This is a genomic window from Halalkalicoccus sp. CGA53 (assembly GCF_036429475.1).
GTDB lineage: Archaea > Halobacteriota > Halobacteria > Halobacteriales > Halalkalicoccaceae > Natronorarus > Natronorarus salvus.
In genome coordinates this window covers 220,056-242,880 of record NZ_CP144124.1, presented here as the reverse complement: position 1 = coordinate 242,880, position 22,825 = coordinate 220,056, and the positions used below count along the sequence as shown (strand labels likewise).

The 22,825-nt window shown below is 53.8% G+C and carries 21 protein-coding genes and 5 pseudogenes; 16 read left to right on the top strand and 10 right to left on the bottom strand.

The features are described from left to right. The first annotated feature begins 212 nt into the window (after positions 1 to 212). The gene (locus tag V2L32_RS00995; RefSeq protein WP_331232273.1) at positions 213 to 1,178 is read left to right on the top strand and encodes a hypothetical protein; all 966 of its coding nucleotides are present in this window, start codon (positions 213 to 215) and stop codon (positions 1,176 to 1,178) included. Positions 1,179 to 1,481: 303 nt separating this feature from the next. Here the strand turns inward: V2L32_RS00995 and V2L32_RS00990 are convergent, their stop codons facing one another. Beyond that, on the bottom strand, positions 1,482 to 1,829 hold the full coding sequence (locus tag V2L32_RS00990) for a DUF6788 family protein (protein WP_331232272.1): 348 nt from the start codon (positions 1,827 to 1,829) through the stop codon (positions 1,482 to 1,484). A gap of 353 nt (positions 1,830 to 2,182) precedes the next feature. Between V2L32_RS00990 and V2L32_RS00985 the strand changes: the two genes are divergently transcribed. Beyond that, entirely contained in the window at positions 2,183 to 3,208 is a 1,026-nt protein-coding gene (locus V2L32_RS00985) for a Cdc6/Cdc18 family protein (RefSeq protein WP_331232432.1), read from the top strand. Between the two features lie 83 nt (positions 3,209 to 3,291). On the opposite strand, the gene V2L32_RS00980 is transcribed toward V2L32_RS00985, so the two are convergent. After that, positions 3,292 to 3,978, bottom strand: coding sequence for an SOS response-associated peptidase (locus V2L32_RS00980; protein WP_331232270.1), 687 nt, complete (start codon positions 3,976 to 3,978; stop codon positions 3,292 to 3,294). Positions 3,979 to 4,186: 208 nt separating this feature from the next. Here V2L32_RS00980 and V2L32_RS00975 point away from each other — a divergent pair, with 208 nt between their 5' ends. From V2L32_RS00975 to V2L32_RS00960, 4 genes are read left to right on the top strand one after another with little or no spacing between them, the layout of a single operon-like run. After that, positions 4,187 to 4,882: a P-loop NTPase family protein gene (locus V2L32_RS00975; protein ID WP_331232269.1), complete on the top strand. Its 696-nt coding sequence runs from the start codon at positions 4,187 to 4,189 to the stop codon at positions 4,880 to 4,882. Then, on the top strand, positions 4,869 to 5,147 hold the full coding sequence (locus tag V2L32_RS00970) for a hypothetical protein (RefSeq protein WP_331232431.1): 279 nt from the start codon (positions 4,869 to 4,871) through the stop codon (positions 5,145 to 5,147). The genes V2L32_RS00975 and V2L32_RS00970 overlap by 14 nt, the downstream gene beginning before the upstream one ends. A 1-nt stretch (position 5,148) precedes the next feature. Beyond that, positions 5,149 to 7,275, top strand: a complete 2,127-nt coding sequence (locus V2L32_RS00965) for a type B DNA-directed DNA polymerase (protein WP_331232268.1) — start codon at positions 5,149 to 5,151, stop codon at positions 7,273 to 7,275. Between the two features lie 52 nt (positions 7,276 to 7,327). Continuing rightward, the gene (locus V2L32_RS00960) at positions 7,328 to 7,612 is read left to right on the top strand and encodes a PadR family transcriptional regulator (RefSeq protein ID WP_331232267.1); all 285 of its coding nucleotides are present in this window, start codon (positions 7,328 to 7,330) and stop codon (positions 7,610 to 7,612) included. Positions 7,613 to 8,169: 557 nt separating this feature from the next. Here the strand turns inward: V2L32_RS00960 and V2L32_RS00955 are convergent. After that, the gene (locus tag V2L32_RS00955) at positions 8,170 to 9,420 is read right to left on the bottom strand and encodes a Zn-dependent hydrolase (RefSeq protein ID WP_331232265.1); all 1,251 of its coding nucleotides are present in this window, start codon (positions 9,418 to 9,420) and stop codon (positions 8,170 to 8,172) included. Between the two features lie 149 nt (positions 9,421 to 9,569). Then, on the bottom strand, positions 9,570 to 10,493 hold the full coding sequence (gene speB, locus V2L32_RS00950) for an agmatinase (RefSeq protein WP_331232264.1): 924 nt from the start codon (positions 10,491 to 10,493) through the stop codon (positions 9,570 to 9,572). Between the two features lie 274 nt (positions 10,494 to 10,767). Between speB and V2L32_RS00945 the strand changes: the two genes are divergently transcribed. Further along, on the top strand, positions 10,768 to 11,070 hold the full coding sequence (locus tag V2L32_RS00945) for a hypothetical protein (RefSeq protein WP_331232262.1): 303 nt from the start codon (positions 10,768 to 10,770) through the stop codon (positions 11,068 to 11,070). Further along, positions 11,067 to 12,560, top strand: coding sequence for a sodium:solute symporter family protein (locus V2L32_RS00940; RefSeq protein WP_331232260.1), 1,494 nt, complete (start codon positions 11,067 to 11,069; stop codon positions 12,558 to 12,560). Before V2L32_RS00945 ends, V2L32_RS00940 begins: the two co-directional genes overlap by 4 nt. A 29-nt stretch (positions 12,561 to 12,589) precedes the next feature. Here V2L32_RS00940 and V2L32_RS00935 read toward each other — a convergent pair whose 3' ends face one another. Beyond that, a complete protein-coding gene (locus V2L32_RS00935) occupies positions 12,590 to 13,198 on the bottom strand; it encodes an urea carboxylase-associated family protein (RefSeq protein WP_331232259.1) in 609 nt (202 codons plus the stop codon). 266 nt (positions 13,199 to 13,464) lie between these two features. Between V2L32_RS00935 and V2L32_RS00930 the strand changes: the two are divergent. Together V2L32_RS00930 and V2L32_RS00925 are read left to right on the top strand one after the other, a co-directional pair. Next, a pseudogene (locus V2L32_RS00930) lies at positions 13,465 to 14,346 on the top strand (IS1595 family transposase). A gap of 93 nt (positions 14,347 to 14,439) precedes the next feature. Continuing rightward, positions 14,440 to 14,718 carry a HalOD1 output domain-containing protein gene (locus V2L32_RS00925; protein ID WP_331232258.1) on the top strand — a complete coding sequence of 93 codons (279 nt, stop codon included), beginning with the start codon at positions 14,440 to 14,442 and terminating at the stop codon, positions 14,716 to 14,718. Positions 14,719 to 14,859: 141 nt separating this feature from the next. Here V2L32_RS00925 and ggt read toward each other — a convergent pair whose 3' ends face one another. Next, entirely contained in the window at positions 14,860 to 16,740 is a 1,881-nt protein-coding gene (gene ggt, locus V2L32_RS00920; RefSeq protein WP_331232257.1) for a gamma-glutamyltransferase, read from the bottom strand. A gap of 253 nt (positions 16,741 to 16,993) precedes the next feature. Here ggt and V2L32_RS00915 point away from each other — a divergent pair. The 4 genes and pseudogenes from V2L32_RS00915 to V2L32_RS00905 form a co-directional block, all read left to right on the top strand. After that, positions 16,994 to 17,104: pseudogene (locus V2L32_RS00915) on the top strand (IS5/IS1182 family transposase); the annotation flags it as partial. Between the two features lie 33 nt (positions 17,105 to 17,137). Next, a pseudogene (locus V2L32_RS00910) lies at positions 17,138 to 17,320 on the top strand (hypothetical protein); the annotation flags it as partial. A 353-nt stretch (positions 17,321 to 17,673) separates the two neighbouring features. Continuing rightward, positions 17,674 to 17,835: pseudogene (locus tag V2L32_RS21055) on the top strand (ribonuclease H-like domain-containing protein); the annotation flags it as partial. 271 nt (positions 17,836 to 18,106) lie between these two features. Next, positions 18,107 to 19,093 carry an acetamidase/formamidase family protein gene (locus tag V2L32_RS00905; RefSeq protein WP_331232256.1) on the top strand — a complete coding sequence of 329 codons (987 nt, stop codon included), beginning with the start codon at positions 18,107 to 18,109 and terminating at the stop codon, positions 19,091 to 19,093. Between the two features lie 647 nt (positions 19,094 to 19,740). Here V2L32_RS00905 and V2L32_RS00900 read toward each other — a convergent pair. The 4 genes and pseudogenes from V2L32_RS00900 to V2L32_RS21050 form a co-directional block, all read right to left on the bottom strand. After that, complete coding sequence (locus V2L32_RS00900) at positions 19,741 to 19,896, bottom strand: hypothetical protein (RefSeq protein WP_331232255.1); 156 nt, start codon at positions 19,894 to 19,896, stop codon at positions 19,741 to 19,743. After that, entirely contained in the window at positions 19,893 to 20,138 is a 246-nt protein-coding gene (locus V2L32_RS00895) for a hypothetical protein (protein WP_331232254.1), read from the bottom strand. The genes V2L32_RS00900 and V2L32_RS00895 overlap by 4 nt, the downstream gene beginning before the upstream one ends. Then, entirely contained in the window at positions 20,131 to 20,991 is an 861-nt protein-coding gene (locus V2L32_RS00890) for a hypothetical protein (protein WP_331232253.1), read from the bottom strand. The genes V2L32_RS00895 and V2L32_RS00890 overlap by 8 nt, the downstream gene beginning before the upstream one ends. A gap of 305 nt (positions 20,992 to 21,296) precedes the next feature. Further along, positions 21,297 to 21,386, bottom strand: a pseudogene (locus V2L32_RS21050) (IS5/IS1182 family transposase); the annotation flags it as partial. Between the two features lie 397 nt (positions 21,387 to 21,783). Here V2L32_RS21050 and V2L32_RS00880 point away from each other — a divergent pair. Together V2L32_RS00880 and V2L32_RS00875 are read left to right on the top strand one after the other, a co-directional pair. Next, positions 21,784 to 22,326, top strand: coding sequence for a DUF7342 family protein (locus tag V2L32_RS00880; RefSeq protein ID WP_331232252.1), 543 nt, complete (start codon positions 21,784 to 21,786; stop codon positions 22,324 to 22,326). 21 nt (positions 22,327 to 22,347) lie between these two features. After that, on the top strand, positions 22,348 to 22,788 hold the full coding sequence (locus V2L32_RS00875) for a hypothetical protein (protein ID WP_331232251.1): 441 nt from the start codon (positions 22,348 to 22,350) through the stop codon (positions 22,786 to 22,788). The last annotated feature ends 37 nt before the right edge of the window (positions 22,789 to 22,825 follow it).

Below are 22,825 nucleotides of genomic sequence, written 5' to 3'. Positions count from 1 at the left end.
AGAAGACTCTGAGAAGGTCCTACTCCCTGAGTCAAACTTCCATAACGAGCTGGTGTATCACTACATCGATGAGGACGGGAATCCTCTCTGTAGAAACAACGGCCAGTACTACGAGCTAATCGAAATTGAGGCCCAAAAACTCGCTCAGCGCCTCTGTCGTAAATGTGAGGTGATACGAAATGGTGGGTTTGAGAATCGTCCGTGCCCAAAGTGTGGAACTGAAATCCCAATCTCGCAATGGCCCCAGCACGTCCGCCGTTGCGATAATCAATCTGAGTCTTCAAGAAAACCTGAGTCTTCGGGAGGGTCAGAAAAACGCGGTGAACACGTCACAAGAGGAGGGAAGGGTGTCGACGGGCGCTGAGTCGATCGAGGCCGCCTCTCCAGAAGGGGACTGCGAAGTACTCGAGAGTCTAAGTGAGCGGGTCGAATCTCTCGAACAACAGATTGGCCGATTCGAGAAATTAGAGACGGAACTCGAACGGAAAGAGAAGCGAATCACGGAACTCGAATCGCGACTTGACGAGACCTCCCCTAATGTCGCACTACCAGATTTCAGAACCTCGACTACGGAAAGCATCGCCAAATTAGAAACCGCTCTCGCCGAACTTCAAGCTCGAGAGATAGAGAAGGGTGCTTACCTGCCCGAAAATAGTCTCTATCCCGATAGCCTTCCAGAGAACGCCGATATCGAACGGTTTCTGAAAAACGGAGAGTACTACTATCGACTTCTAAACACTGATGATCCGTTAGAACGCGATGAGAAGCCGCAACTCGCGTACGCCGATCTCCTTCCGATACAGAAGCTGGCGACGTGGGACACCGAAGATCTGGAGGGCGAGAACATCGACGTCAGGATCGCGGTCTGGCTCTGGAGCCAGCGTAACGAGTCGGGGAGTCTTTGGAAGAGAGGATCGAAAGGCGTGCGACAGTATGTCGAGGCAGGAGACCTGAAAACTGCGATCAGAGCACGAGAGAGCGTTTCAGACGAGTACGGGAAAAAGCTCGTCTCACGGACCTTCGACGCAATACTCCGGTTATCGAACAACCGGCTGGTCATTCGCAAAAAGGAGAAGAAACAGAATGGTCTCTCCTACCAGGAGCGTAGACTCATCCTCCCCGAAGACTCCTCGATTCCCGGAGAAACAACGAATTCGACGGGAGACAGTGAGCAATGACCAGAGATACAAACGGCAAGCATCACTCCTTGGGACAATTGTTGTCTCCGGGAGAGCGTGTCCACGGATCCAGAAATCACCGCGACATCACACTAATCTAACCAAAACACGAAAACAACCGAACACGTGTAATTGAAAACAAGTGTCGGTTACTGGAGAGTCCGCCTGTTCTCCGCCTGTCTCCGCCTCAATCCAGATACGGCGGAGAGGTACTCTCCAGGGACAACAATTGTCCCCGGAGAGCGGATTTCATTACGTCGGTTCATGTTAACGGACGCTCATCGGGGTGGACGCAACTCGCCGCTACTTCCTTTCCTCAGCTTTCCCGAGATACTCTCTGCGAACTGTATCCCCATCTCGGTAGGCTCGGTACTTGTACGGGCCATGTTTTTTGCCTTCGGTCATGCATTTGCAGGTGTCATCGCCACAGGTTCGGTACTCGAGGTAGACCGTTCCGTCCGATTTTTCCCTGAGGACTTCGGCGTCATCGGGGAGCTCGTCTTCGGTGATTGGTTCCTCTCGGCGCTGTTCGCGATCTGTGAGGAGTTGATCGATAAACTCACGAGCGTCCCGAAGGGTGGCGTCGTCCTGTTTCGGAAGCCCTTCAGCGATATACGCCGGGAGAGTTGACGGTGGGGTAGGTTGCGTCATCACCTTGTGCAACAAGTGGCTACACTCTAAAAGGTTGTTGCACAAGGCTGATCGAGTATCGAGAGTCCTCTGATCTAATACACAAGCTCCCTACCGGACCACAACAGTTAATAATGATGTTACTGTGTCCCATGATACGCGGGCGATCTGAACCCTTCTACCATTGGGACAGCGTCGCCCGCGCATGCCCTAATCTTTGGATACTGGATGTTCCTCGACCTAACGTTTCTGTTTATACTCTGTATGCTGACTTCCAGTGGTGATCAATATCGTTTGACGCCCGTGCTACGCGTTCTGGCAATTCCGGAAACGACACACCACCACTTAATATGGCCGAGACAGCCATCTTCGCCATGATTCGGGACGCTCGTGTACTCCGCTCTGAATTCGTCCCGAGAGAAGTCGTTCACCGGGATCAGGAGTTGAACCATCTCGCAAGTGTTCTCGAACCAATCTCGTACGGTGAGCCGGCCGAATCTGCACTCCTCACCGGTCCCTCAGGTGCAGGGAAGACCTGTCTCGCACGCTTTGTCACCGATCAACTCCAACAAGAAACCCTCGACGCTACGGTTCAGTATGTCAATTGCTGGCAGGCACACTCGCAGTTCCGGACCGTCTATCATATCCTCGAGGGTCTCGGAAAGACGCTCAACATCCATCGGCAATCGACTCCACACGACGAGCTCATCGAACGACTTCGAGAATACAACGGACCACACTGCGTCGTGATTCTCGACGAAGTCGACCAACTTGAGGACAAACGCATTTTGTACGATCTCTACGCGCTCCCGCAGTTCTCGACAATGCTGATCGCCAATCGTGAGGAGGAGCTCTTTGCCGATCTCGACGAACGGATTATCAGTCGATATAGGGGTTGCGATCGAGTCCGGTTCGACAAGTATGGTGTAGAAGATCTCACGGCGATTCTGCACGCCCGTGCTGAACGTGGACTCCGGAAAGGTGCTGTCGATCAAACCGTGTTAGCGACGATCGCCGACGCCGCTGCCGGTGATGCTCGTCTCGCAATCAGCGTTCTTCGGAGTGCCGCACGAACGGCGATGCACGAACAGAGCGAGCGAATCACTGAGAAGATCGTCGAGGAGGCGATCCCGCATGCACAAAGCGAGATGCACCGAAAGAATCTGGATACGCTCACACATCATCAACGAGCACTCTATGAGGTCATTCAAGAAGAAGGCGAAATCGCCCCAAGTGATCTCTACACCTCGTATCGCAAGCGAGTTGAGAGTCCGAAAAGCGATCGGACCGTTCGAACGTATCTCTCAAAGATGGATCGCTACGGGCTGATCGCTGCTGAGGGTACGAGTAGAGACCGACTCTATCGGATTTCAAACTCTTTCGACCAAGATTATATTTAGAAAGGTCAACCATCGCAGTGAGTGTGGTACCCTCGTTACGTACCCTCGTACCCTTACCACCCTTCCTGACTATCACCTTTCGCTCAGGAACTGAAATGGTCGAGTCCGGACTGGTCGTAATCCAGCGGTTCGATCACCGAGGGATCATCGTTTCCGGGGTTATTTACTTGAGTTGAGATTTCGTACACCTCGAGGTCCTCGTCGGGGTAGGGCCCACACAATTCTCGTCGTTCATATGGATCTGCTGCGAGCCACGTCTCTTCGACGTCGGTCGGAAGCACTACGGGCATCCGATCGTGAATCGATTTCATCATCTCGTTCGGTTCTGTGGTGAGAATTGTCACGCACGGTATCTCTGTCTCTCCATTCGTCCAGACCTCCCAGAGACCGGCCATCGCGAACGCGGGAGTGTCCTCACGATGTATACGATATGGTTGCTTTGGACCTCCTGTTCGCTCTTGCCATTCGTAGAATCCCGATGAGAGGACGAGACAGGGTCTCGATTCCCAGGCGTCCTCGAATGTTCGTTTTTCGTGAGCGGTCTCCGATCGAGCGTTGATGATACCTTCTCCCGGCTCGTCAGCCCAAAACGGAATCAGTCCCCAATGGAATTGGTCGATCTCCTCGCTCGCCTCGTTCGTGATGACTTCGAGTCCATCACCTGGTGCGATGTTGTATCGCGGGGTGTACCCACCATCGGTGACGATCTTTGCCCCGAATCGCGCCTCTAATTCGCCCTGAGGGGTGAACAGAGCGTTTCGTCCACACATAGAAACGGTACGGTTCCTATGTGTATCAACCTGCTCCTGAGGATAGCAATCGATACTCCACTGTTGTTTGTGGAACTGATCTGGAACAGGATTTCTGAACGTCGAAACTGTCCGTGGGTGTCGAGTTTGATTGCATACCTCCCTCGGTTCTGGCAGGTCTGGAAAAGACACGCCGAGTCTTATTCCGATTTCGACCGTTCTGTGTGATATGAGATCTGATACAGATCAGCTCCCGATCCCGGAACTCCCCGCCCTCGGTAAAGGAATACGACTCCTTGCCTCTGATGACGGATCGATCAGCCCGCTTCACGCATTGATCGTCGATCACGTTTCGCTCACCCGAGGCACCGCGTACTGGGTCGATACGCACGGTCACGCGAGAACACAGCCGCTTGCAAAATTAGCTTCCGATCAGCGGGTACTGGATCGGATACAGGTGGCGCGTGCATTCACTCCCTTCCAGCACTACAGCCTCGTAGAGGACCTCACAGAGACCGTTGATGCGAATACGACCCTGCTGGTCCTGCCAGCCCTCGACGGGATGTACAAGGACGACGCGCTTCGAGATGAGGACGCGACAAAGATGCTTGTTCGAATTCTCGCTGAACTCGCTGGCATCGCTCGGGAATACGACTTTCCGATATTGGTCACACGAACCTGTGCAGACTCGTTTACCGATCCGATCAAAGCAGCCGCGATCGAGACGATTCGCTGTAAGCACACACGCATGGGTCCTCGCTTCATCGCTGACTCGTTCGAGACACTTGTCTATCCGCTCGGGAACGGCCATTACCAGACGACGCTCGCATTCTGGGCGGAGATCCTAAATGCTCGTCAGCCGATCTACGATGCCGCTCAGACAGGCCCACAGACCCCGGAGGTGCCTGCTGATGGGTCGCACTAATCCCACGTATCGTGACGTCCTCCGGGCGTTCGAAAACCTGTGGTCAGACTATCGACGGGGACTCCGTCGAGAGGATCAACAGCACTTCGATCAGCTGTTTTCCTATATCCGAGCACACGCCGACGCGAGCGGCTACCTCAACCACACAGAGCCGTTCTACCCCGCGCTGATTTCGATCGATCTCGAACAAGAAGCCCGGCTCGAAAAGCTCGAAACACGACTTACCCGACTGGAGGAAGCGACTGAATCCTCCGACGGGGAGTGAGATGGTCTACAAGATCGACTATCTCGAGGACATCTACGAGTGGTCGATCACCCATGACGGTGCCGAGTACGAGCGTGTGAGCGATTACACACCGACGATTTACGCAACATATGATGGTGCACAGACCACGACCGACGGGCTATCCACACTGCATGAGCGGCTTGGGTACTATCCCACGGTCGTCTCAACGCGAATCGAACGGTGGCGACGGGGCTTTCGTCACGAAGACGAGGACGTCCTCAGAATCGACGTGAGACGCCTCGAGGAGCTACTTCCTGTCGCCTACCAGATTCGGGGACTCGGTCAGCCCGGTGAGTACAAACTCTACAATGTCGATCTCTCGCGGGAGTTCCGCTACTGTTTGGAGAACGATCTCGATCCGACGCCAGTGCACACACCCTCGACACTCGAGATCGAGGTTTCTCCGCCCGAATTAGCGAATCCACCGATCACCGAACTCACCATCGACGGTCAACCGATCATCGGTACACCGGTCGGAGTTCTCCATGCGATCCATCGTCGCATCGAGCGCGAGGATCCCGATATCCTGATCGTTTCCTCCAGTCAGATCATTCCGACGCTCTACGAAACCGCCGAGGGGCTCGATGTCGACCTTCAGCTCGGACGACTCCCCGGCAGGCAGCGCTTGGCCGGGCGCTCGACGTACGAAAGCTACGGAAACATCGGGCACTCACCTGCTCGGTATAACGTCCCCGGGCGGGCGATTATCGACCGCTCGAATACGTTTTTCTTCGAGCAATCCGGGTTGGATGGCTGTCTGGATATGGTTCGGCGTTCTCGAAAGCCGCTCCAAGAAACCGCCTGGGCGTCGATCGGCAACGTTCTCACCTCTATTCAAATCTGTGAGGCTCGCGATCGCGACGTGCTCGTCCCGTGGAACTCATGGCGTCACGAGTTCTTCAAGCCACTCTCGACCCTGCACAACGCCGACCGAGGCGGCTACACCTTCGCACCGGAGGTTGGGTTTCACGAAGATATCCACGAGCTGGATTTCTCCTCGCTCTATCCGAATATCATTTGTCAGTTCAACATCAGCCCGGAGACGGTTCGTTGCGAGTGTCATGCTGATCGGGAGGAGATTCCCGGTCTGGGCTATTCGATCTGTGATGAGCGAGGGTATCTCGTCGATGTGCTTCAACCGCTGATCGACGATCGCGATGCGTTTAAGCGAGCGATCCCAGAAACGGACGATCCTGAGCGGGCGGCCGTGCTCAAATCTCGAGCAGATGCAATCAAGTGGATTCTCGTGAGCTGTTTCGGTTACCAGGGATTCTCGAATGCGAAATTCGGACGGATCGAATGCCACGAAGCGATCAATGCGTACGCTCGCGAGATCCTGCTCGAGGCTAAGGAGGTCCTCGAAGCGAACGGGTGGCACCTCGTCCACGGGATCGTCGACAGCCTATGGGTGACCGCGATCGACGGTGAGCAACAGAGACCGCTCGATGAGCTCGCGACGGAGATCACCGATCGCGTTGGGATTCGGCTTGAGTACGAAGCTGCTTTTGAGTGGGTCGGGTTCGTTCCCTTACGAGGTAGCGACCAAGGCGCACTCACGAAGTACTTCGGGAAAGTGGCTGATGAAGTTGGGGAGGACGAATTGGAGTACAAGTATCGTGGAATCGAGTGTCGACAGCGTTCGACGCCGGAGTGGATCAAGACCGCTCAACAGGAGTTGATCGAGACGTTAGACCGCTCTCGGTCACCGGAAGCGGTGTGTGCTCTGTTACAACGACAGCTCGGTGAACTTCGAGCAGGTCGGGTTGATCCAGAGGCGCTTGCTATCGACAATCGTGCTTCGAAGCATATCGATGAGTACACCCAGTATACCCGAACGGTTGCAGCTCTCGAACGCGCCGAAGACGGGGGGCTCGATCCACATCCGGGTCAGAACATCTCCTACGTAGTCGTTGACGATTCAAAACGCTCGCGTGATCGTGTGAAACTCGTCTACGAATCACCTGATCGGTATGATGAAGAGTTTTATTCCGACCTGCTGATTCGGTCCGCAGAGAGCGTCTGTTCACCCCTTGGATGGCGACGTCCTGAACTCGAAAGATACCTCTCGTCTCATACTGACACGTCATTGACAGCGTTCTATGACTGAATTCTATTCTGATTCGCCATTTGTTTATGTTCGACGTCTCGTAGCAACTGGTATGAACGACTTGACAGCGTTCCAGAGAGACCTTCTCTATGTAATTGCGGGTCTCGGCGAGCCACACGGCCTCGCGATCAAGGAGGAACTCGAGCAGTATTACGGAGGAGAAGTTCACCACGGTCGGCTCTATCCGAATCTCGATACGCTCGTCGAGAAGGGCTTCGTCAGCAAGGGTTCACGGGATCAGCGAACGAACGAATACACGCTCACCGAGCGTGGTGAGCGGGAGCTTTCCGCTCGTCAAGAATGGGAAGCACAGTACATCGAATCCCTGGTTGCGTAATCACGGCAACTGGGATAGGCGCCTGGCGGTTGAGACGCACCGGAGCTGATTTGAAGACCCGAGAATCTCACCGTCTTAGCGATAACCGAAGAGATTGTGACCCGAGCAGCGAGGCTGCGCCGACCGTAGTATTCACAAACTGAGGAACGAACCCCCCTCATATGCGAATATGATCCACTTGGCAACCGAGATCGAGATCAGAAACTGAAACCAACTCTATACGGCAATTCCGATTTCGAATATAACTGAGCGTAGTCAATGACAAACAAGAACAAATAGCATGGGAAATATAGATATGAGGGCACGAATACGTGAGTTTACCAAGCAGATATACATAGTAATAGTTGCGGCGGAATGCTTCTCCTCGGTAGATGTTTAGTATACGAAGCATTCGTGTTCGGTTAACACTGGCAGTAATATTCACGGGCTGTGTAACACCCTGAATCCGGTCGCCTGAACCTTCTCGGTCAGGACCCGAGGCTCGACAGTTCGTCACTTACGGCCTTAACCGAACACAGATGCCATTGAGACCAAGAGAAACCGACCGCACGAGCTAGTTACGAATCGGTGGTGTCGATTGACTGTGCAAGATCAAATGCGGCGTTCGAGAGCGTGTTCGCTGCAACGTAGCAATCGTCCCAACTCGTGTACTCCGCTTCCGAGTGGCTCTTTCCGTTTTCACTCACGGCGAAGACCATTCCAGTATCGCAGACCCGAGCGGTGTGAGAAGCGTCGTGGCCGGCCCCACTGAAGATTTTACGATAGTCATAGTCCAACGCCGCAGCCGTGGATTCAACGGCGTCAACGCAGCGATCGGAGAACTCGACACTCGAGACGTGCATTCGCTCTTCGAACTCCCAGTCAAGTCCTTCTCGTTCGGCCGCCATTTCGGCTTCGTAGAGAACACGGTCGTACGCTTCGTCGATGATCCCGTCGCTCGGATCTCGAAACCCGAAGGTGAACGTGACCTCACCGGGAATAATGTTGATTGAGTTCGGACTGGCCGAGATGAACCCTACTGTTCCAACGGTCCGTTCTCCAAGCATCGATGGAATCCGGCGGACCTGGGTGATCACGTCTGCAGCGCCGACCAGCGCGTCGCTCCGGTAATGCATCGGTGTCGATCCTGAGTGATTTGCCTCACCGTAGAACGTGATTGCCCCCCAGACGAACCCGACGATACCGGTAACAACACCGACCTGATGTTCACCCTCTTCCAGGTACGGTCCCTGTTCGATGTGTAGCTCGAGGTAAGCGTCGTACTCTTCGCGTGGTTCCGCAGGCTCGGTGCCTTTGTACCCAATGCGCTTGAGTTCGTCTTCGAGAGTGTTTCCCTGTTCGTCGGTCTTTGCGTACTCCTCGTCAATGTCGTGGGCACCGGCCCAGACGCCGCTACCTTGCATCGCCGGCTGGAAGCGGGACCCTTCCTCGTTTGTCCAGTTGACGATCTCGACGGGCCGTTCCGTCTCGACGTCCGCATCGTTCAGAGCCCGGATGAATTCAAGAGCTGCGACGACGCCGAGAGCACCGTCGTAAATACCTCCATATGGTTGCGAATCGAGGTGTGATCCGACGAGCACTGGGGCGGCGTTTGGGTTCGCACCCTCTCTTCGCCCGAACATGTTGCCGAATTCGTCGATTCGAACTGAGAGGCCCTCGGCCTCTAGCTGGTCGGTGAACCAATCGCGCACTTCTTTGTCTTCGTCCGATAACGCGAGCCGACGAAGTCCTCCTCCAGGAGTTGCGCCGATTTCAGCCTGCGTTTTCATCGTTTCGACTAACCGGTCGCGGTTGAGACGAATCCCCATAGCAGGCCACTCTCGGCAGTGGATATTTAATGTTCGGAGCTACCGGTTCAGTGAATCCTAACTAGGCGATAACAGTTTATAAATTCAAGCCCGGGTTAGCGGATCATCGATTTGGATGGCAGCGACCGATCAGACTCGGTTGTTGTGGATCAGTCTTCAACAGCCGCACACAGAGCTTCGAAGATGGCAGTTGCGCCGAGAATCGCCGTCGACCCGGCTTGATCGTCATACGGAGGTGCGACTTCGACAAGATCGAAACCAACGAGCTCGGCATGGTGGAGTGCCCGAATGAGGTGGAGGAATTCCCTTGATGTAAGACCACCAGGGCTTGGAGTTCCAGTTCCTGGTGCAAACGCAGGATCGACTGCGTCGATGTCTAACGTGGCGTAGGTGGGACCGTCAATGCGTTCTCGAATTCGCTCGCCAAGGTCGTCGATACCGAGGTCGTCGACGGCATCAATCGTGTGATACTCAATGCCGGCGTCATCGTGGCGGGTGATGTCCTCCGGTCCATACAGACCACCACGCTCGCCAATCCGGATCGACGACTCGGGATCGATTAACCCTTCTTCGATCGCGTGGTGGACGGTCGTCCCATGATTGTACGGCTTGCCGAAATACTCGGTCCAGAGGTCAGAGTGTGCGTCGATTTGAACTAGTGAGACTGGGCCGTGTTCAGCGGCAATCGCTCGGAGCACTGGGAGCGTTGTCGAGTGATCACCGCCAGCGATAGCGGGGAACACACCGTGATCGAGGACAGAAGCGACTCGCGATTCAATGCGATCAAACGTCTCTTCTGTGTACCCCGGTACAACCGGGACGTCGTCGTGATCAACGATCTCGACGTTTGTGAGATCGGTTTCAGTCACAGGATTATACGGTTTCAGGAGCGTTGAGGCCAATCGGATCGCACGCGGACCGAACCGAGCCCCAGGTCGGTAGCTCGTTGCGTCGTCATACGGGATTCCCAAAAACGCGATGTCCGCAGACGACGTTTCCAAGTCGTATACGTGTGGACGTCGCATGAATGTCGGTACCCCTGCGAATCGAGGGACCTCCTGTGGATCGATCATCGTCGTAGAGTGAACGGTTCCCATCTTGAATATTCGGTCCGTGGTACGCTTGAGTATCGAATACACCGATGACTTGATTTACAGATTCTCACTGTCGTTTTCCGCTGTTAACTTCAGTAAATCAAAATGGTGGCTATAAATCAAATATGTCCGATGTTTCTCTCTACTTTTCCAAGCTTGTGTCTATGAGGGGATGATATAATAATCAGGTACGGGTGTAGAATAGCTCAAAATAGAAGGGTTTAAAACAGTAGCATGGGTCGCGATACCACGTATGACGGGTAAGCGCAAACGAGGAATGATTTGGTGGACATGGACAGCAATATTAAATGTGATATTTATCGCCTACCTATTGATCTACACAGGGGGCGGTGGCGAGATGCAGTTCATCGGTATCCTGCCGGAGGCATTTGTCGTCCTGATAGGAATCGTCGGGCTTGCGTTCGTCTCTCACTCGGTGTTCGCTTGGTGGTACTTGGGAAAACCAAGTCTCTCGGAAATTTACACTCCCGAGAAGCCAACGATCGACGAGGATGCAGAATCCGTCGGATCAGAACCTCCTGAGGCAGTGAAATGACGTCGATTTGGATTTGGCTCGGCCTCGCGGCGACGACGGTGTACCTCCTTGGGCTGCTTGCCCTGGGATTCTACGGCGGTCGGATGACCGAAGATAACGTCGGTGACTACTTCGTCGCGGGAGGGACCATCAGTAGCCTGGTTATCTTTCTCACCGGTGTGGGAACGGTCTTCAGCGCATTCACGTTCCTCGGTAGCGGTGGGATCAGTTATGATCTCGGTCTCGCCGGAGTCGTGATCATCGGCGCCATCGCCATAATCGACATTCCTGCGATGGTGATGATCGGCGAGAAGTTCTGGAAGATGGCTAAGATGCCCGGCAAAGACTACGTCACGCCGGCCGATTTGGTCTGTGATCGCTTCGACGATAGTAAGACCGTTCGTATCTTGATCGCGACGATCGCGGTCGGCTTCTCGTTTTTCTACATCGTCATCCAGTTCCAAGGAATGGGGCTGATCCTCAATGTCCTTTCAGAAGGACTGATCTCACAGACGATGGCTATCGTCTATATCGGCGTTTTCATGGTCGTCTATATTGCCATCGGTGGGATGCGTGGCGTAGCCTATAGTGACGCGCTTCAGGCAGTGTTGCTGTTTGGCGGCGTTGTCGCGGTCGCCGTCTACGTCTTCTGGACGCAACCGTCGGATGTCTACCTTACAGTGGCTGAGGAGGCCCCGGAGATTACGACACTCACCCTCGAACCATTATACCTCTATACAGTCGTTATGGGCTTTGCGCTGTCAATTCCAGTCTGGCCACATATGTGGCAACGATACTATGCTGCCCGACGTCACAGCGGTGTCTGGGGTCTCGGATTTGCCGAGGGTATTGGTGATTTCTTCTTGTTGACGGTGAGTGCGGGTATCATCGGCTTTGCCGGCATCCTCGCGTTCCCTGGTCTCGAGGGACTTGCCGCCGACACGGTGATCCTGGAGTTCATTCTCGCGATGCCTGGATGGGTCCTCATGATACTCATGGCAGCAGCTATCGCCGCAGCGATGTCCACGGCGGACTCGATCGTATTGATGTTGGGCTCAATCGTCTCCCGAGATATCTATCGGGAACTCGTCGAAGGGAAGATGAGCCAAAGGGAGCTTTCGCGGTTGTCGAAGCTCTTCGCCGGTACGATCACGGTCGCTGCACTGTTAGTGTCGCTTCGTCCGCTGGGCGAGATCATTCAGGTCGTGATTGACCTTACCTTCCCCGGATACTTCTTGCTGATGCCGGTCGTCGTCGCCGCGTTCTGGTGGCCGCGGGCGAATAAATACGGGATCATAGCAGGTCTCATCGCTGGATTGGCGATTGTCCTCTACTTCATCATCACCGGACAGGACGCACCGTACAACATATGGTCTGGCTTCCTCGCTGCGGCCGTCGAATCTGTCGTTATCGTCCTCGTGAGTTTGTTCACAGCCGAACCACCGGCAGACCGGGTTCGAGAGTTCACTAGGGACGTTCGAGAAGCGGATCCAAAGTCGCTGGAACGTTAGACCCAAGTAAATTTGACTTCGGTCGTTCGTCAGTAGTTCCGGTGTAAAATTGCGTTCTCGGGAACCCTGATATCGATCGGCTTGGTGTCGCCAGCGTTGACCGTCGACTCACCGGAACAGGCAGCGACACCAACGATGGTATCCTGTTTGGCCTCGAATGTGACCGTATCGCCCGGTTCGGATTCTGGTTCCGCGATCTCGACGTGTGTTTGGTCCTCGACCGTTGATTTCATGAAGACATTCAGCGTCTCTTGGAGGTCCCGCTCGGAGACTCCCTCTGGTTCTAATACCTCAGTGAGGTTCTCTCTGCATCCACCTTCGCCCGTTTGGCCGTAGTAATCACCGACTACCCAGTGATTACAGGGAGCATACAGTAGATCATGAATCCCACAATCATCATCGACGAACTCGAGGATCGGTTTCCCCTCGGTGGTATACAGTGTATCACCTGTCGTCGGGCGAAGCTTGTTGTTACGTCGATACGAGTATTTCGGCGAGAACCGTTCGCTAACGTCGTGACGGTTGAACGCGACAAGGTCGGCGACCTGTTCACCTTCGGGATCGGTTACTTCGAATCGTTCTCCCTCATCGACCGCAAATGAGATCCCTTGTTTCTCGGGGATTCGCTCTTCGATCATTCCGATGGGCGATTGCCCCTATTCCCGCAAATAGCTATGGGATTCGTTACTCTGCCACTTACGATCTACTTTACAAGAGGAACACATAAACCGATCTGGCAACGGTTAGCTCCAGCCCTGGTGTTAGACCAGTGAAAACCAGCTCGTGGTCATTGGGTAGTATCTATATACTCCAACGCTCTTCCGTAGGAGATTGTTGATACTGCTGAGCAGTCGCTGTAGACTCAAAAAGGACAAGGGTACCGCCTCAGCGGTGCCCGATACGAATGATTCCGCTGGATGTGTTTGACTCGGAATCGGTCGCAGCGGACCTGCTCGCACAGGTTCGCTGGCGTGACGGTGTCACTTGCCCTCGCTGCCGTTCTGACCGGGCGGTCAGAAACGGCAGCTACAGAGAGTTTCAACGGTATCTCTGTAAGGAGTGCGACCGCACGTTCAACGACAAGACGGGCACGATCTTTGCCCACTCGAAGATTGCGCTCCGCCGGTGGTTGTTCTCGATCTATGCGTTTCTCCGGTTTAACACGAGTCTCCGGTAACTAGTGCGAAATCGAGGTGACACACAAGACGATCTACCGGTGCATCGAGCGCTCTGACGAAGCGCTCGATGCACCTTCCCTCGATCTCGTTGGGCCGGTCGAAATCGACGAAGTGTACGTCTCTGCCGGGAAGAAAGGCCACGCGAGCGCTACCAGGAGTCGCGCTCGCGTGGCCTGTCTACGCGTGGTCGTGGTTCGTCCAGTGACAAACCACCCGTTTTTATTATCGCTGATCGCGGCACCGGTCAGCGGTACGTAATCCCTGCGAAAGCCGCGGATGAATCGACGATTCGACTCCTGCTGGCCGACCGTCAGCAGGAGTCGCTGACCGTCTATACCGACGGCTTTCGAGCGTACGACCCGCTCAACGAGGACGAGGCATTCGACCGCGAATACGTCGTCCACGGCGATGGTGAATACGCTGATGACGAATTGCACGTGAACACCTGCGAGAGCCACGCGTCACTTCTGCGACGGTGGCTCTCGCCCCATCGAAGCATCTCCAAAGACAAGTTGACGCAGTATCTCAGAGCGTTTCAGCTCCGGCGAGAATTATACCGAAAACCGGGACGAGACGCGCTCAAACACGCTGTCCGAGCGACGCTCTGAAATCAACAATGTGCTACGTAAGAACGTACTCGATATCAGATGTGATTACTGCATCCATAGATAAGGAGTTCACCCGATGAGTCATGGGCACTGATGAACGACCCCGGCTGTGACGACCAGGACGCTCTCGTTGAGATGGACCTTGATGGGACGACCACCGCGAGCACAGCGGTCATCCTCGCGATTGCCGAGCTCGAGGACCAGTCACCTCTGGAGTTAGATTCTCAATTGCACGAAACGATCGATGGCGACGCCCTCGACAGAGCTATCGACAGCGACACGTCCAATATTTCGGTCGAATTTTCTTATGGGGCGTATCAAGTCCGATTCGAGAACCGTCATCTCTTCGTCGCGCACGCCACAGAGCAGTGATCGGTGGTCGATTCGGCAGCGTCGTACAGTGCCCGGACGTGGTCGAACTTGAGTGAGGGCCGGGTCGCGGTCCTCAGAAGTAGGAGTTGGCTCCAAGTTATCCCGACCTGAACAGGCGAGATAAGAGAGAAAAGGCGTTAATTAATTCCCACGGCTCCGATTTCGAGGATGGGTGAAACCAACGGCATACCCATTCCATCTCGGGTCAGCAGCTCCCTGGTATGTTCCATCTTCAATTAAGAGATTATTGGCCGCTCCAATCTCTGTTGGATCATCTGCCCAAACTTGGCCCCATTCTTCGGTTTTCTCTCGGCTATCTTCGGGAATTCCTTCTTCCCACGTATTAGGTGGACAGTTAGTTGTATGCATTCTCGGTTCGAGAACGGCTTCAACAATATCCATATCAAACTCAATTACGTTTAAGATTATATTCAGTGTTGTTTGAGGTATTGTTGTCCCAGTCGGCGTCCCAGACGTGAAGTATGGAGCACCATCTTTCATCACGAGCGTGGGGCTGGTTGAACTGAGAGGACCCTTACCACCTTCCGGGGCATTTGGTGAATCTGGATTAGTGTCGAACAGGGCCAGATAGTTATTAAGCATAAATCCATAATCAGGGACCATTATCCCGGATCCGAAACCGGAATTTATGGATGTTGTGACTACGGCTACATTGCCATCACTGTCTGCTGCCACGAAGTGCGTTGTTGGTGAAGTGTCACCATCTGGCTCTACCTCACTACTGGGTCTTTCGCTGTCCCCTTCACCATCTTGATGGGCCCATGGGTCACCTGGTTCAACACATTCTCCCTCTTCGTAATCCGCGAGCGTTTCTCCTAATGCAATTTTCTCGGATCGCTCCTCGATGAACGAGTCAGACTGCAGTCCATCGATCGGAACGTCAACGAAGTCGGGATCGCCTAAGTATTCGGCTCTGTCAGCCCAGGCTAAGCCAACGCTTTCAGCGAATAGGTGGTATCTTTCTGCCGATTGAGGTTCGTATTCCTCGCCCAGATTAAAGCGCTCCAATTGGCGAAGCGTCTGTGGGATCAAAAATCCTGATGTAATTGGCAGTCTCGGATTGTATAACTCGTACTCCTTGTACTTGGAGTGCATCGGTTCGTCAAAGCTAACCTCGTACTCACTCAGATCATCGACAGTCATCGTACTCCCACCATCCTGCACAGTATCTACAAACGCCTCAGCGATCTCACCTTCATAGAAGGGCGATACTCCTTCTTTCTTGATCAGTTGGAAGGTTTTAGCGAGGTCTTCTTGAACGAGAAGGTCGCCTTCTTCGAGTGGCTCTCCGTTTTCGTCACTGTATACTTCTTGAGCTGCATCATTGAAGGTCTCCCAGCTACTTTGGATACTCGAGGCGGTAACTGAATCTACCTCAACTCCGTTCCGAGCTAGGTTAACGATCGGTGAGAGTATTCGCTGCCAAGGGGTAGTTCCGTATCTGTCGTGAGCCGCTTTCATTCCCAAGAGCGTCCCTGGTACTCCGACTGACAGTTCACTTTGCCATTGCACTTCGAATGGGACTGGCTCACCATCCTCGAGCCAGTAGTCCTTCGACACATCCGCGTGGGCTCTTGGGTAGAAATCTAAACTGACTACTTCCTCTTCACTTGCATCATAGTATACCATCGTACCGCCACCTCCAATCCCACACATCGGGGGTGTAGCCACGTTCAAAGCAAAATGGACTGCAGCAACTGCGTCTACTGCATTTCCACCTTTGCGAAGGATTTGCGCTCCAATTTTTGATGCTTCTTCGTGATCAGAAACAATCACACCATCTTTTCCCGAAACAGCCTCACCACAGTCAAATCCAGGGAAATTACATTTCGACGCTGCTGATTCGGAGGCGGCTACAGAGTATGGTAGCCCAACTAAACTGACACCTCCTGCTATCGCCGAACTTTTTATGAGAGTTCGTCGAGACACCGAAACCTGCGCCTGATTTTGTTCATCTACAGTGTCTGTGCTGTTCTTCTCATCAATGGGATTAGTTCCCATGCCACGACACTCCACACTCGTGGGATTATAATTTACGGATAGTAACTCAAATATAACTATAATTTTACTTGCATCTATTAAAATACAGGACTTACTTTTATATAAAAATTTATATTTTGGTATAGCTATGTAGTATTATACTTTATTCGGCTGTAGCGGATTCCACACAGTGTTGGATTTTATCATTTACAGCACATATAATGCTGTAGACGGCACACATCATAACGATTTAACGGAACTCTCGATACCAAGATCGCGCACGCTCGGTGCTGTCGTGCGTACGATGAGCTGGTGGCTGGAGTTCCGCGAAATGATCCTCAAAGCGACCGTCTACAACCTCCGGCGGAGCGTCCGATATCCATGAAATCAACTGCTAGGTACCGAAACTACAGAGCCGTTTCGCGTGAACTACAGTGACCCGAATACAGGATTTCATGCAGGCTGGCATCAAGACGAAGATCATCCTGATCTCGGACCTGCCCATTTCCAGTATTCAACCGCGGATGGCGAGGATCGGTGGGGCGTCTCTTTCGAGCATGAGACACCGTCGTTACTTCTCTGGGAAGCTCTTGGGAAGTAGATTGTTGGTAGTGATACCGACGCTTTTTCAGTGCGGGAGAATCACCCTCTCACTCGAAAACGACCTCGATCTGATCGATCTACTGCTGTTCCTCATAAGCTCGAAAACCGCAAGACAGCTCTCCACCAACAATGTCCTTCACAAGAGCGTAGTCGGAATATGCGCTTCCGACATCAAATCCGTCGATGTATGGATAGCGAATGCTCTTGTGGCGTAGATTGTTGGTGAACCGCTTCCGACCCGGTGTCGGCTGGTTCGATCAGCAGTAGCACTCTCGAGAACACCGTTCCGGTTACCTTTCTCGGAAGCGATGTGGATGACGAAATCGCCAGACTGCTCTCCACCAACAATCCTCTACCCAAGAGCGTTCCGACTATTCCACTCGTGGGAGAGAATCTGATTGGGAACGACTTCTGGAGTATAATCAGGATGATGTTTTAGCAGTAAAACATATCCTCGATTTCGTTGCGAATGAGTCGAGGATTCATGAGGGTGAGCATCGGATATCTGTATAAAAAATGACTCGTGTTCGGATGTTACCTACATAAGATCCGGTGTAATCGAGTTCGGTCGGGTAGTGTTTCGATCTTATAGCGTCGGCAAGTGAAATCGAGCCGATCTGATACCCTTCGATCCAGATCCGGTCTAATATCGTATTTACCAGTAAATCGATATCTTGAGCACCGCGATACGTCGCTGGCTTTGCTTTCCATATGAATTAGGTATCAGTGGTGATCCTGCCTTTGTAGAAAATCACTTCTCGTGGTACTGTGTGGCTAGTGGTGTATGCAGACAATTGACAGAGAAGATGCAAACAAGTACGAGTTTGGGCGTGACATGGAGCCGTTGCTGTACGTTGATCCAGGAGAGTCATTTCGGGTCGAAACGTGGGATGCGTTCGAAGGAACGCTATTCGATCACGGCCTCGGATCGTTTACGCCTGAGGATATCCCTGGACTGCAGGCACCACCACCGGCGTTCGACGGAAACCCGCTCGCTGGACCGATCCACGTAGAGGGCGCAGAGCGCGGAGATACGCTCGCGGTCACTGTCGAGGCGATCCGCCCAGAACGAGGAATGACCACCACGCTGGAGGAATTCGGCTGTCTTGCCGGCCACAGTGGCTGGGAAGAGTGTCAGACCAACTTCGCTCACGAAGTTGAACTCGAGTCTGGTCCGAGTGGTACGACTGCCGATGGGACGGCAACGATGGAACTCGGAGATCACACCTGGAGCTGGGATCTGAACCCACACATCGGAACCATCACTGCTGCACCCGGACGCACTGTCCAGGATTCGGTCACCTCACAAGGAGCCTGGGGTGGAAACATGGACGTCCGGGATCTCGATCAGGGCAGTACCGTCTATCTCAGTTCGTTCAACGACGGTGGTCTCCTTTTTGTGGGTGATATCCATGCCTCACAGAGTGATTCCGAGTACACGGGAATCGCTGTCGAGTCGATCGCGGAAATCGAGCTGAGTGTCGAGATCGTCGATACGCCCGTTCCTGGGGTCTTCAGAATTGAAGACGATGAGTCGATCATTCACGTCGACTCAGCAAAGAACGCAGGTTCGACCGAAGACGCTGTGAATGGCTGTTTTAAAGCGATGATCGAAGAGCTTGTCGAAGAACACGGACTGGGAAAGCGCGAAGCGTACGTTCAGATGAGTGTGAATCCCGCGATAACGGTTCGCCTCTACCAGTTCGTTCACCCCGGATTCGCGACTGTGGGCGTAAAACTCGATAAGGCGTTCTTCGACCAGTATTCCTAGCGATGGCTCCTTTCTAATCAAGGGGAAGGCACACACGGGGACGAGTACGAGCGGTTGAAAGAAGTCAAAGACGCACACAGGCTGACGTGGCGCGGACTCGTCATTCAGGACGCGAAAGCGTTGGACACCGAAGGTCCGTTGAAGATGGACAGTCAGCCGGCCGTAGCGGTTGTATCCGCCCAGCTAAACGAACGCGATTCCTTCCCACCATCAGCGGCGGGATTTCCTAGCTAACACAAAAATAATCCGTCAGAAAACACTTTCCCATTGTATCATTGTCTGACATGGGCCTGACAAACATCTCAATCTATATTAAAGATTTATTGTCAAACAGATATTACAATTTCCGCCGGCACTGGTTGTCAGAGGCTCTTGTTTCCCATCTCTCGTCTCCTCGTACTATCTTTGAGACCCTTACGGACGACCGATGTCGAGCGATCCTACAATCCGCTGGATTATTTTTGCTCCAGTCCTGCTGTTATCGTTTCTGTGCGGGTGCGTACACGTTGATGAAGTGGTCGTGTAGGGTGTCGACGTGGTCGTGTATCGTCCCTGGTGTAGTGAGTGGGATGGCGACAACGCCAGGAGCGTGTTTTTGTGGATTGTACCACTGGTCTTCGTAGAATCGAACGGCGGGCCACGCGTCGTCAGCGGTAGTGGTTGTCGCGGACGGAGTCGTATACGGTTTGGGAGCCGTGCTGGAGTTTGTACAGGACGTAGCCGTACGCATCACTGGTGTCGGGCGCGTCATCGATCGTGTCGGGAGTGACCCATTCGACGGCAACGTTGAGTGTGGTGTTCACATCGGGATTGTCGTCGTGTCGGAGTGAGGCTTCGGTGCGGATCGTGGCGAGTGTGGGGTGTAATCGGGGCCGAGTGCTTTGTCACTGAACGCCACGTCGGTGTGGTATTCAGCGTCGCGGAGCATCGTTCGCCCAGTACGTTCGAGAGTGCCGAGGAGTGTGCTTTCGAAGTCGTAGGCGAGCTGCCGGGCTTTCAGGTACCGATCGGCTTCGAAGCCGGTCGTGATGATGTCGTCACTCATGGGTGTGGGTGTTTGTGAGGTAATCGTATTGGGTGGCGAGTGGCGTGTTTCGGAGTTGAGTCTGGTCTCCGAAGCCGACAGTTTCAGCGCTAGTGTGACTGGCGAGGAGTGGTTCCGTGGCGAATTGGCAGAGCACGGTTTCAATGATGGTGATGAGCGTGTACGCGGTAGCCTGCCAGTGTGGGGTTGCAGATGCGTCGGAGAGGAGTGTTTGGCGGAGTGCGCGGCTGATGTCGCGCCAGTAGAGTACGGTCACGTCGGCTTCGTTCGACTGCGAGCCTCGGAGTACCGCGCGAGCGTCTGTGGTAGTATCGAGTCTCGTTCGGGTGTTCGCTTGAAGTTGTCCGTGGTTAGTGGCCGGGAGTAGTAGGTAGTGATGCCAGGTTCTTTTCCGGTCATGGCGTTCGATGAGCCCTGCTGTTTCCGGTGTTTTGGCGTAGTGGTCGTCGTCGATTTTGACTTCGATTGAAATCCCAGTGTCTGGGTACTGGATGAGTACATCAACTCGACGGTCGTGTGTGGCGTCCGAACTGAGGGGAACTTCGCAGCGAACGCGGGCAGGGTTCTCAGTGACTTGGATATCGAAGACACGGGTAATGAAGTGCGTTGGAGCGGTGTGGCAGAGATGCGCGAGCCATTGTGACCAGTTTTCTTCCTGAGTGGTGCGGAGCGGCCCGTTGTCACGCCACGCTGCACAGAGTGGATCGCGGTCGAAACACGCTGGACTCTCACGCCACTGCTCGTTTACTTCTTCGAGCAGCGCGTGCAGGTCAGCGAGGGTGTCAGTATCATGGGTGCCTGCTAGTTCCCACCAGTCATCGACAACGCTCCAGTCGGTGAGTTGTTGACTCATAGTGCCGGACAGATAGTTCGGTAGTGGTGGACTGATGTATTCATTCGTTCGGCAGTATCTGTTCGAAAGTGCTTAACATTCCTGCTGCATCGCTATTTGACTGGCAGGGAGACTCGACGGCAACTCCCCGGAACGGTGTCTCAAATAATGCAAGGCATTTATAAATAAGTTGTGAGATTCTCTATTTGAGACTCGATATTTTCTCGGATTGGTATGGAACCGCACTTTTGACGTTCAAGAAGTACTCTCATTCGTCTTCATGTTTGTGCTCTCGGCTCCATTGAATCCGCAGAGGGCGACGGATTTCATTGTTTGACAGCTTTTTCGACGTTGTAGACTGCGGCGGTGAGCGTAATCTCGCGGAACTGGCGAAACCAAGCCCGCGCTCGGACGGCGGGAGTGGTTGGCGTAACTTTTGAACGTCCCAGATCTGTGAACTGCATCCTCTCATACCGTCGATCACAGTCTCGGCGAGAACGTGTTCAAACGTTGTGCAGACCACTCGAGCCGTCCGAGCGCTTGATCACCGAGTTCACGGTCTCACAGACCGAGCGCTGGTTGTAGAGATCGTGCATCAACCCGATCGGATGTCCCGCGATCCAGATCTGATCAAGTCGTGCGTCTTCGGGTGAGTCGGCCCCTCGAAGCTCGAGAACACCGGTTTCATTTGCACCGGTGGTGTGTCTCGAACGTGGATCGAAAAGCGAGCTTGAACCTAAGCGGGGCGTTTCAGTGAGTAACTATTCCCCCTATAACAGAACATATTTACCCTTTTGAAACGAATGGGAACGTATGAGCTCGTTCGGGCCGGCGCCTTCGGACTCAACGATTGAGGACGAAGTCGCGGACTGGAAACAAACACATGGGACACGACAGCGAGTGAAGCAGGTACTAGCGGGTGTTCGCACTCCTCTTGCTGCGTCAGATGTCGCAGAGCAGGCACACTGTACGACGAAAAGTGCTCGAAAGTACCTCGAAGAGCTTGTTGACGAACGAATCGCTCGAAAGATCGAGGACTCGCGCGGTGCTCGGTACCTGCGAAACGAGGAGTATCACCGCTGGCGCCGTGCGGACGCCCTCTCAACCGAGTATTCGGAATCGGAGCTACTCACGGCGTTAGACCGACTCGAACAGCGAGACGCAGACTACCGGGACCGATTCGAGGTTTCGACACCGGATGCCGTCGAGTTCCCACCGGACGACGCGACTCATGACGAAATCCACGATCTGTGGGAGACGTTGACCGACTGGGAATCGGTTCGTGAAGAGATGCACCTCCACCGTGAAGCGCTTCGGATCGCCCGGCATCGAACGGACACACCACTGTCGGCGTGAGTCGTTTCGACGAACTCTTATATGTCTGATGAACCCACTGCTCCGCTCGATCTGAGCGTTCTGGAGGCTCTTTCGGCACGAGGACGTACGCACTCGCTTGTCGATTCTGTTTCTTTGGCCGAGGATGAGGCAGGACGAACGGCGCTGTATTTTCAGCTGGATCCCGATCGATATCCTCCGTCAGTCGAGGTGGCGTTCATCCGGTGGCGATGGTATATGAACGGCGATTACCGAATCCATTATCGAGAGGAGTGGATCGAAAAGGCGGGGTGGCAGTGTCGCTGGGATCGTCATCCGCACACGCATTATACACCGAGATCGCACTTCCACGAGCCGCCAGATGGGAGTGGTGAGCCCGTCACGGACCCAGTTGGAGAGGCTTCTCCAATGGAGATGTTCGGGCGGACACTGGCGATCATCCGCGAACGAATTGAAGATCTCTGGAAAGAAACCACCGATTGATCAGCTAAACCAAGGACCCTCGTCTATATTCCAGCGA

Excerpts from the sequence above, each read along its gene's own strand:
- V2L32_RS00955 (WP_331232265.1), bottom strand. The coding sequence starts at position 9,420 with ATGGGGATTCGTCTCAACCGCGACCGGTTAGTCGAAACGATGAAAACG.
- speB (WP_331232264.1), bottom strand. The coding sequence starts at position 10,493 with ATGATCGATCCACAGGAGGTCCCTCGATTCGCAGGGGTACCGACATTC.
- V2L32_RS00875 (WP_331232251.1), top strand. The coding sequence starts at position 22,348 with ATGTCTGATGAACCCACTGCTCCGCTCGATCTGAGCGTTCTGGAGGCT.
- V2L32_RS00905 (WP_331232256.1), top strand. The coding sequence starts at position 18,107 with ATGCAGACAATTGACAGAGAAGATGCAAACAAGTACGAGTTTGGGCGT.
- V2L32_RS00985 (WP_331232432.1), top strand. The coding sequence starts at position 2,183 with ATGATTCGGGACGCTCGTGTACTCCGCTCTGAATTCGTCCCGAGAGAA.
- V2L32_RS00925 (WP_331232258.1), top strand. The coding sequence starts at position 14,440 with ATGAACGACCCCGGCTGTGACGACCAGGACGCTCTCGTTGAGATGGAC.
- V2L32_RS00980 (WP_331232270.1), bottom strand. The coding sequence starts at position 3,978 with ATGTGTGGACGAAACGCTCTGTTCACCCCTCAGGGCGAATTAGAGGCG.
- ggt (WP_331232257.1), bottom strand. The coding sequence starts at position 16,740 with ATGGGAACTAATCCCATTGATGAGAAGAACAGCACAGACACTGTAGAT.
- V2L32_RS00945 (WP_331232262.1), top strand. The coding sequence starts at position 10,768 with ATGACGGGTAAGCGCAAACGAGGAATGATTTGGTGGACATGGACAGCA.
- V2L32_RS00970 (WP_331232431.1), top strand. The coding sequence starts at position 4,869 with ATGGGTCGCACTAATCCCACGTATCGTGACGTCCTCCGGGCGTTCGAA.
- V2L32_RS00965 (WP_331232268.1), top strand. The coding sequence starts at position 5,149 with ATGGTCTACAAGATCGACTATCTCGAGGACATCTACGAGTGGTCGATC.
- V2L32_RS00880 (WP_331232252.1), top strand. The coding sequence starts at position 21,784 with ATGAGCTCGTTCGGGCCGGCGCCTTCGGACTCAACGATTGAGGACGAA.
- V2L32_RS00940 (WP_331232260.1), top strand. The coding sequence starts at position 11,067 with ATGACGTCGATTTGGATTTGGCTCGGCCTCGCGGCGACGACGGTGTAC.
- V2L32_RS00935 (WP_331232259.1), bottom strand. The coding sequence starts at position 13,198 with ATGATCGAAGAGCGAATCCCCGAGAAACAAGGGATCTCATTTGCGGTC.
- V2L32_RS00960 (WP_331232267.1), top strand. The coding sequence starts at position 7,328 with ATGAACGACTTGACAGCGTTCCAGAGAGACCTTCTCTATGTAATTGCG.
- V2L32_RS00975 (WP_331232269.1), top strand. The coding sequence starts at position 4,187 with ATGAGATCTGATACAGATCAGCTCCCGATCCCGGAACTCCCCGCCCTC.
- V2L32_RS00890 (WP_331232253.1), bottom strand. The coding sequence starts at position 20,991 with ATGAGTCAACAACTCACCGACTGGAGCGTTGTCGATGACTGGTGGGAA.
- V2L32_RS00990 (WP_331232272.1), bottom strand. The coding sequence starts at position 1,829 with ATGACGCAACCTACCCCACCGTCAACTCTCCCGGCGTATATCGCTGAA.
- V2L32_RS00895 (WP_331232254.1), bottom strand. The coding sequence starts at position 20,138 with ATGAGTGACGACATCATCACGACCGGCTTCGAAGCCGATCGGTACCTG.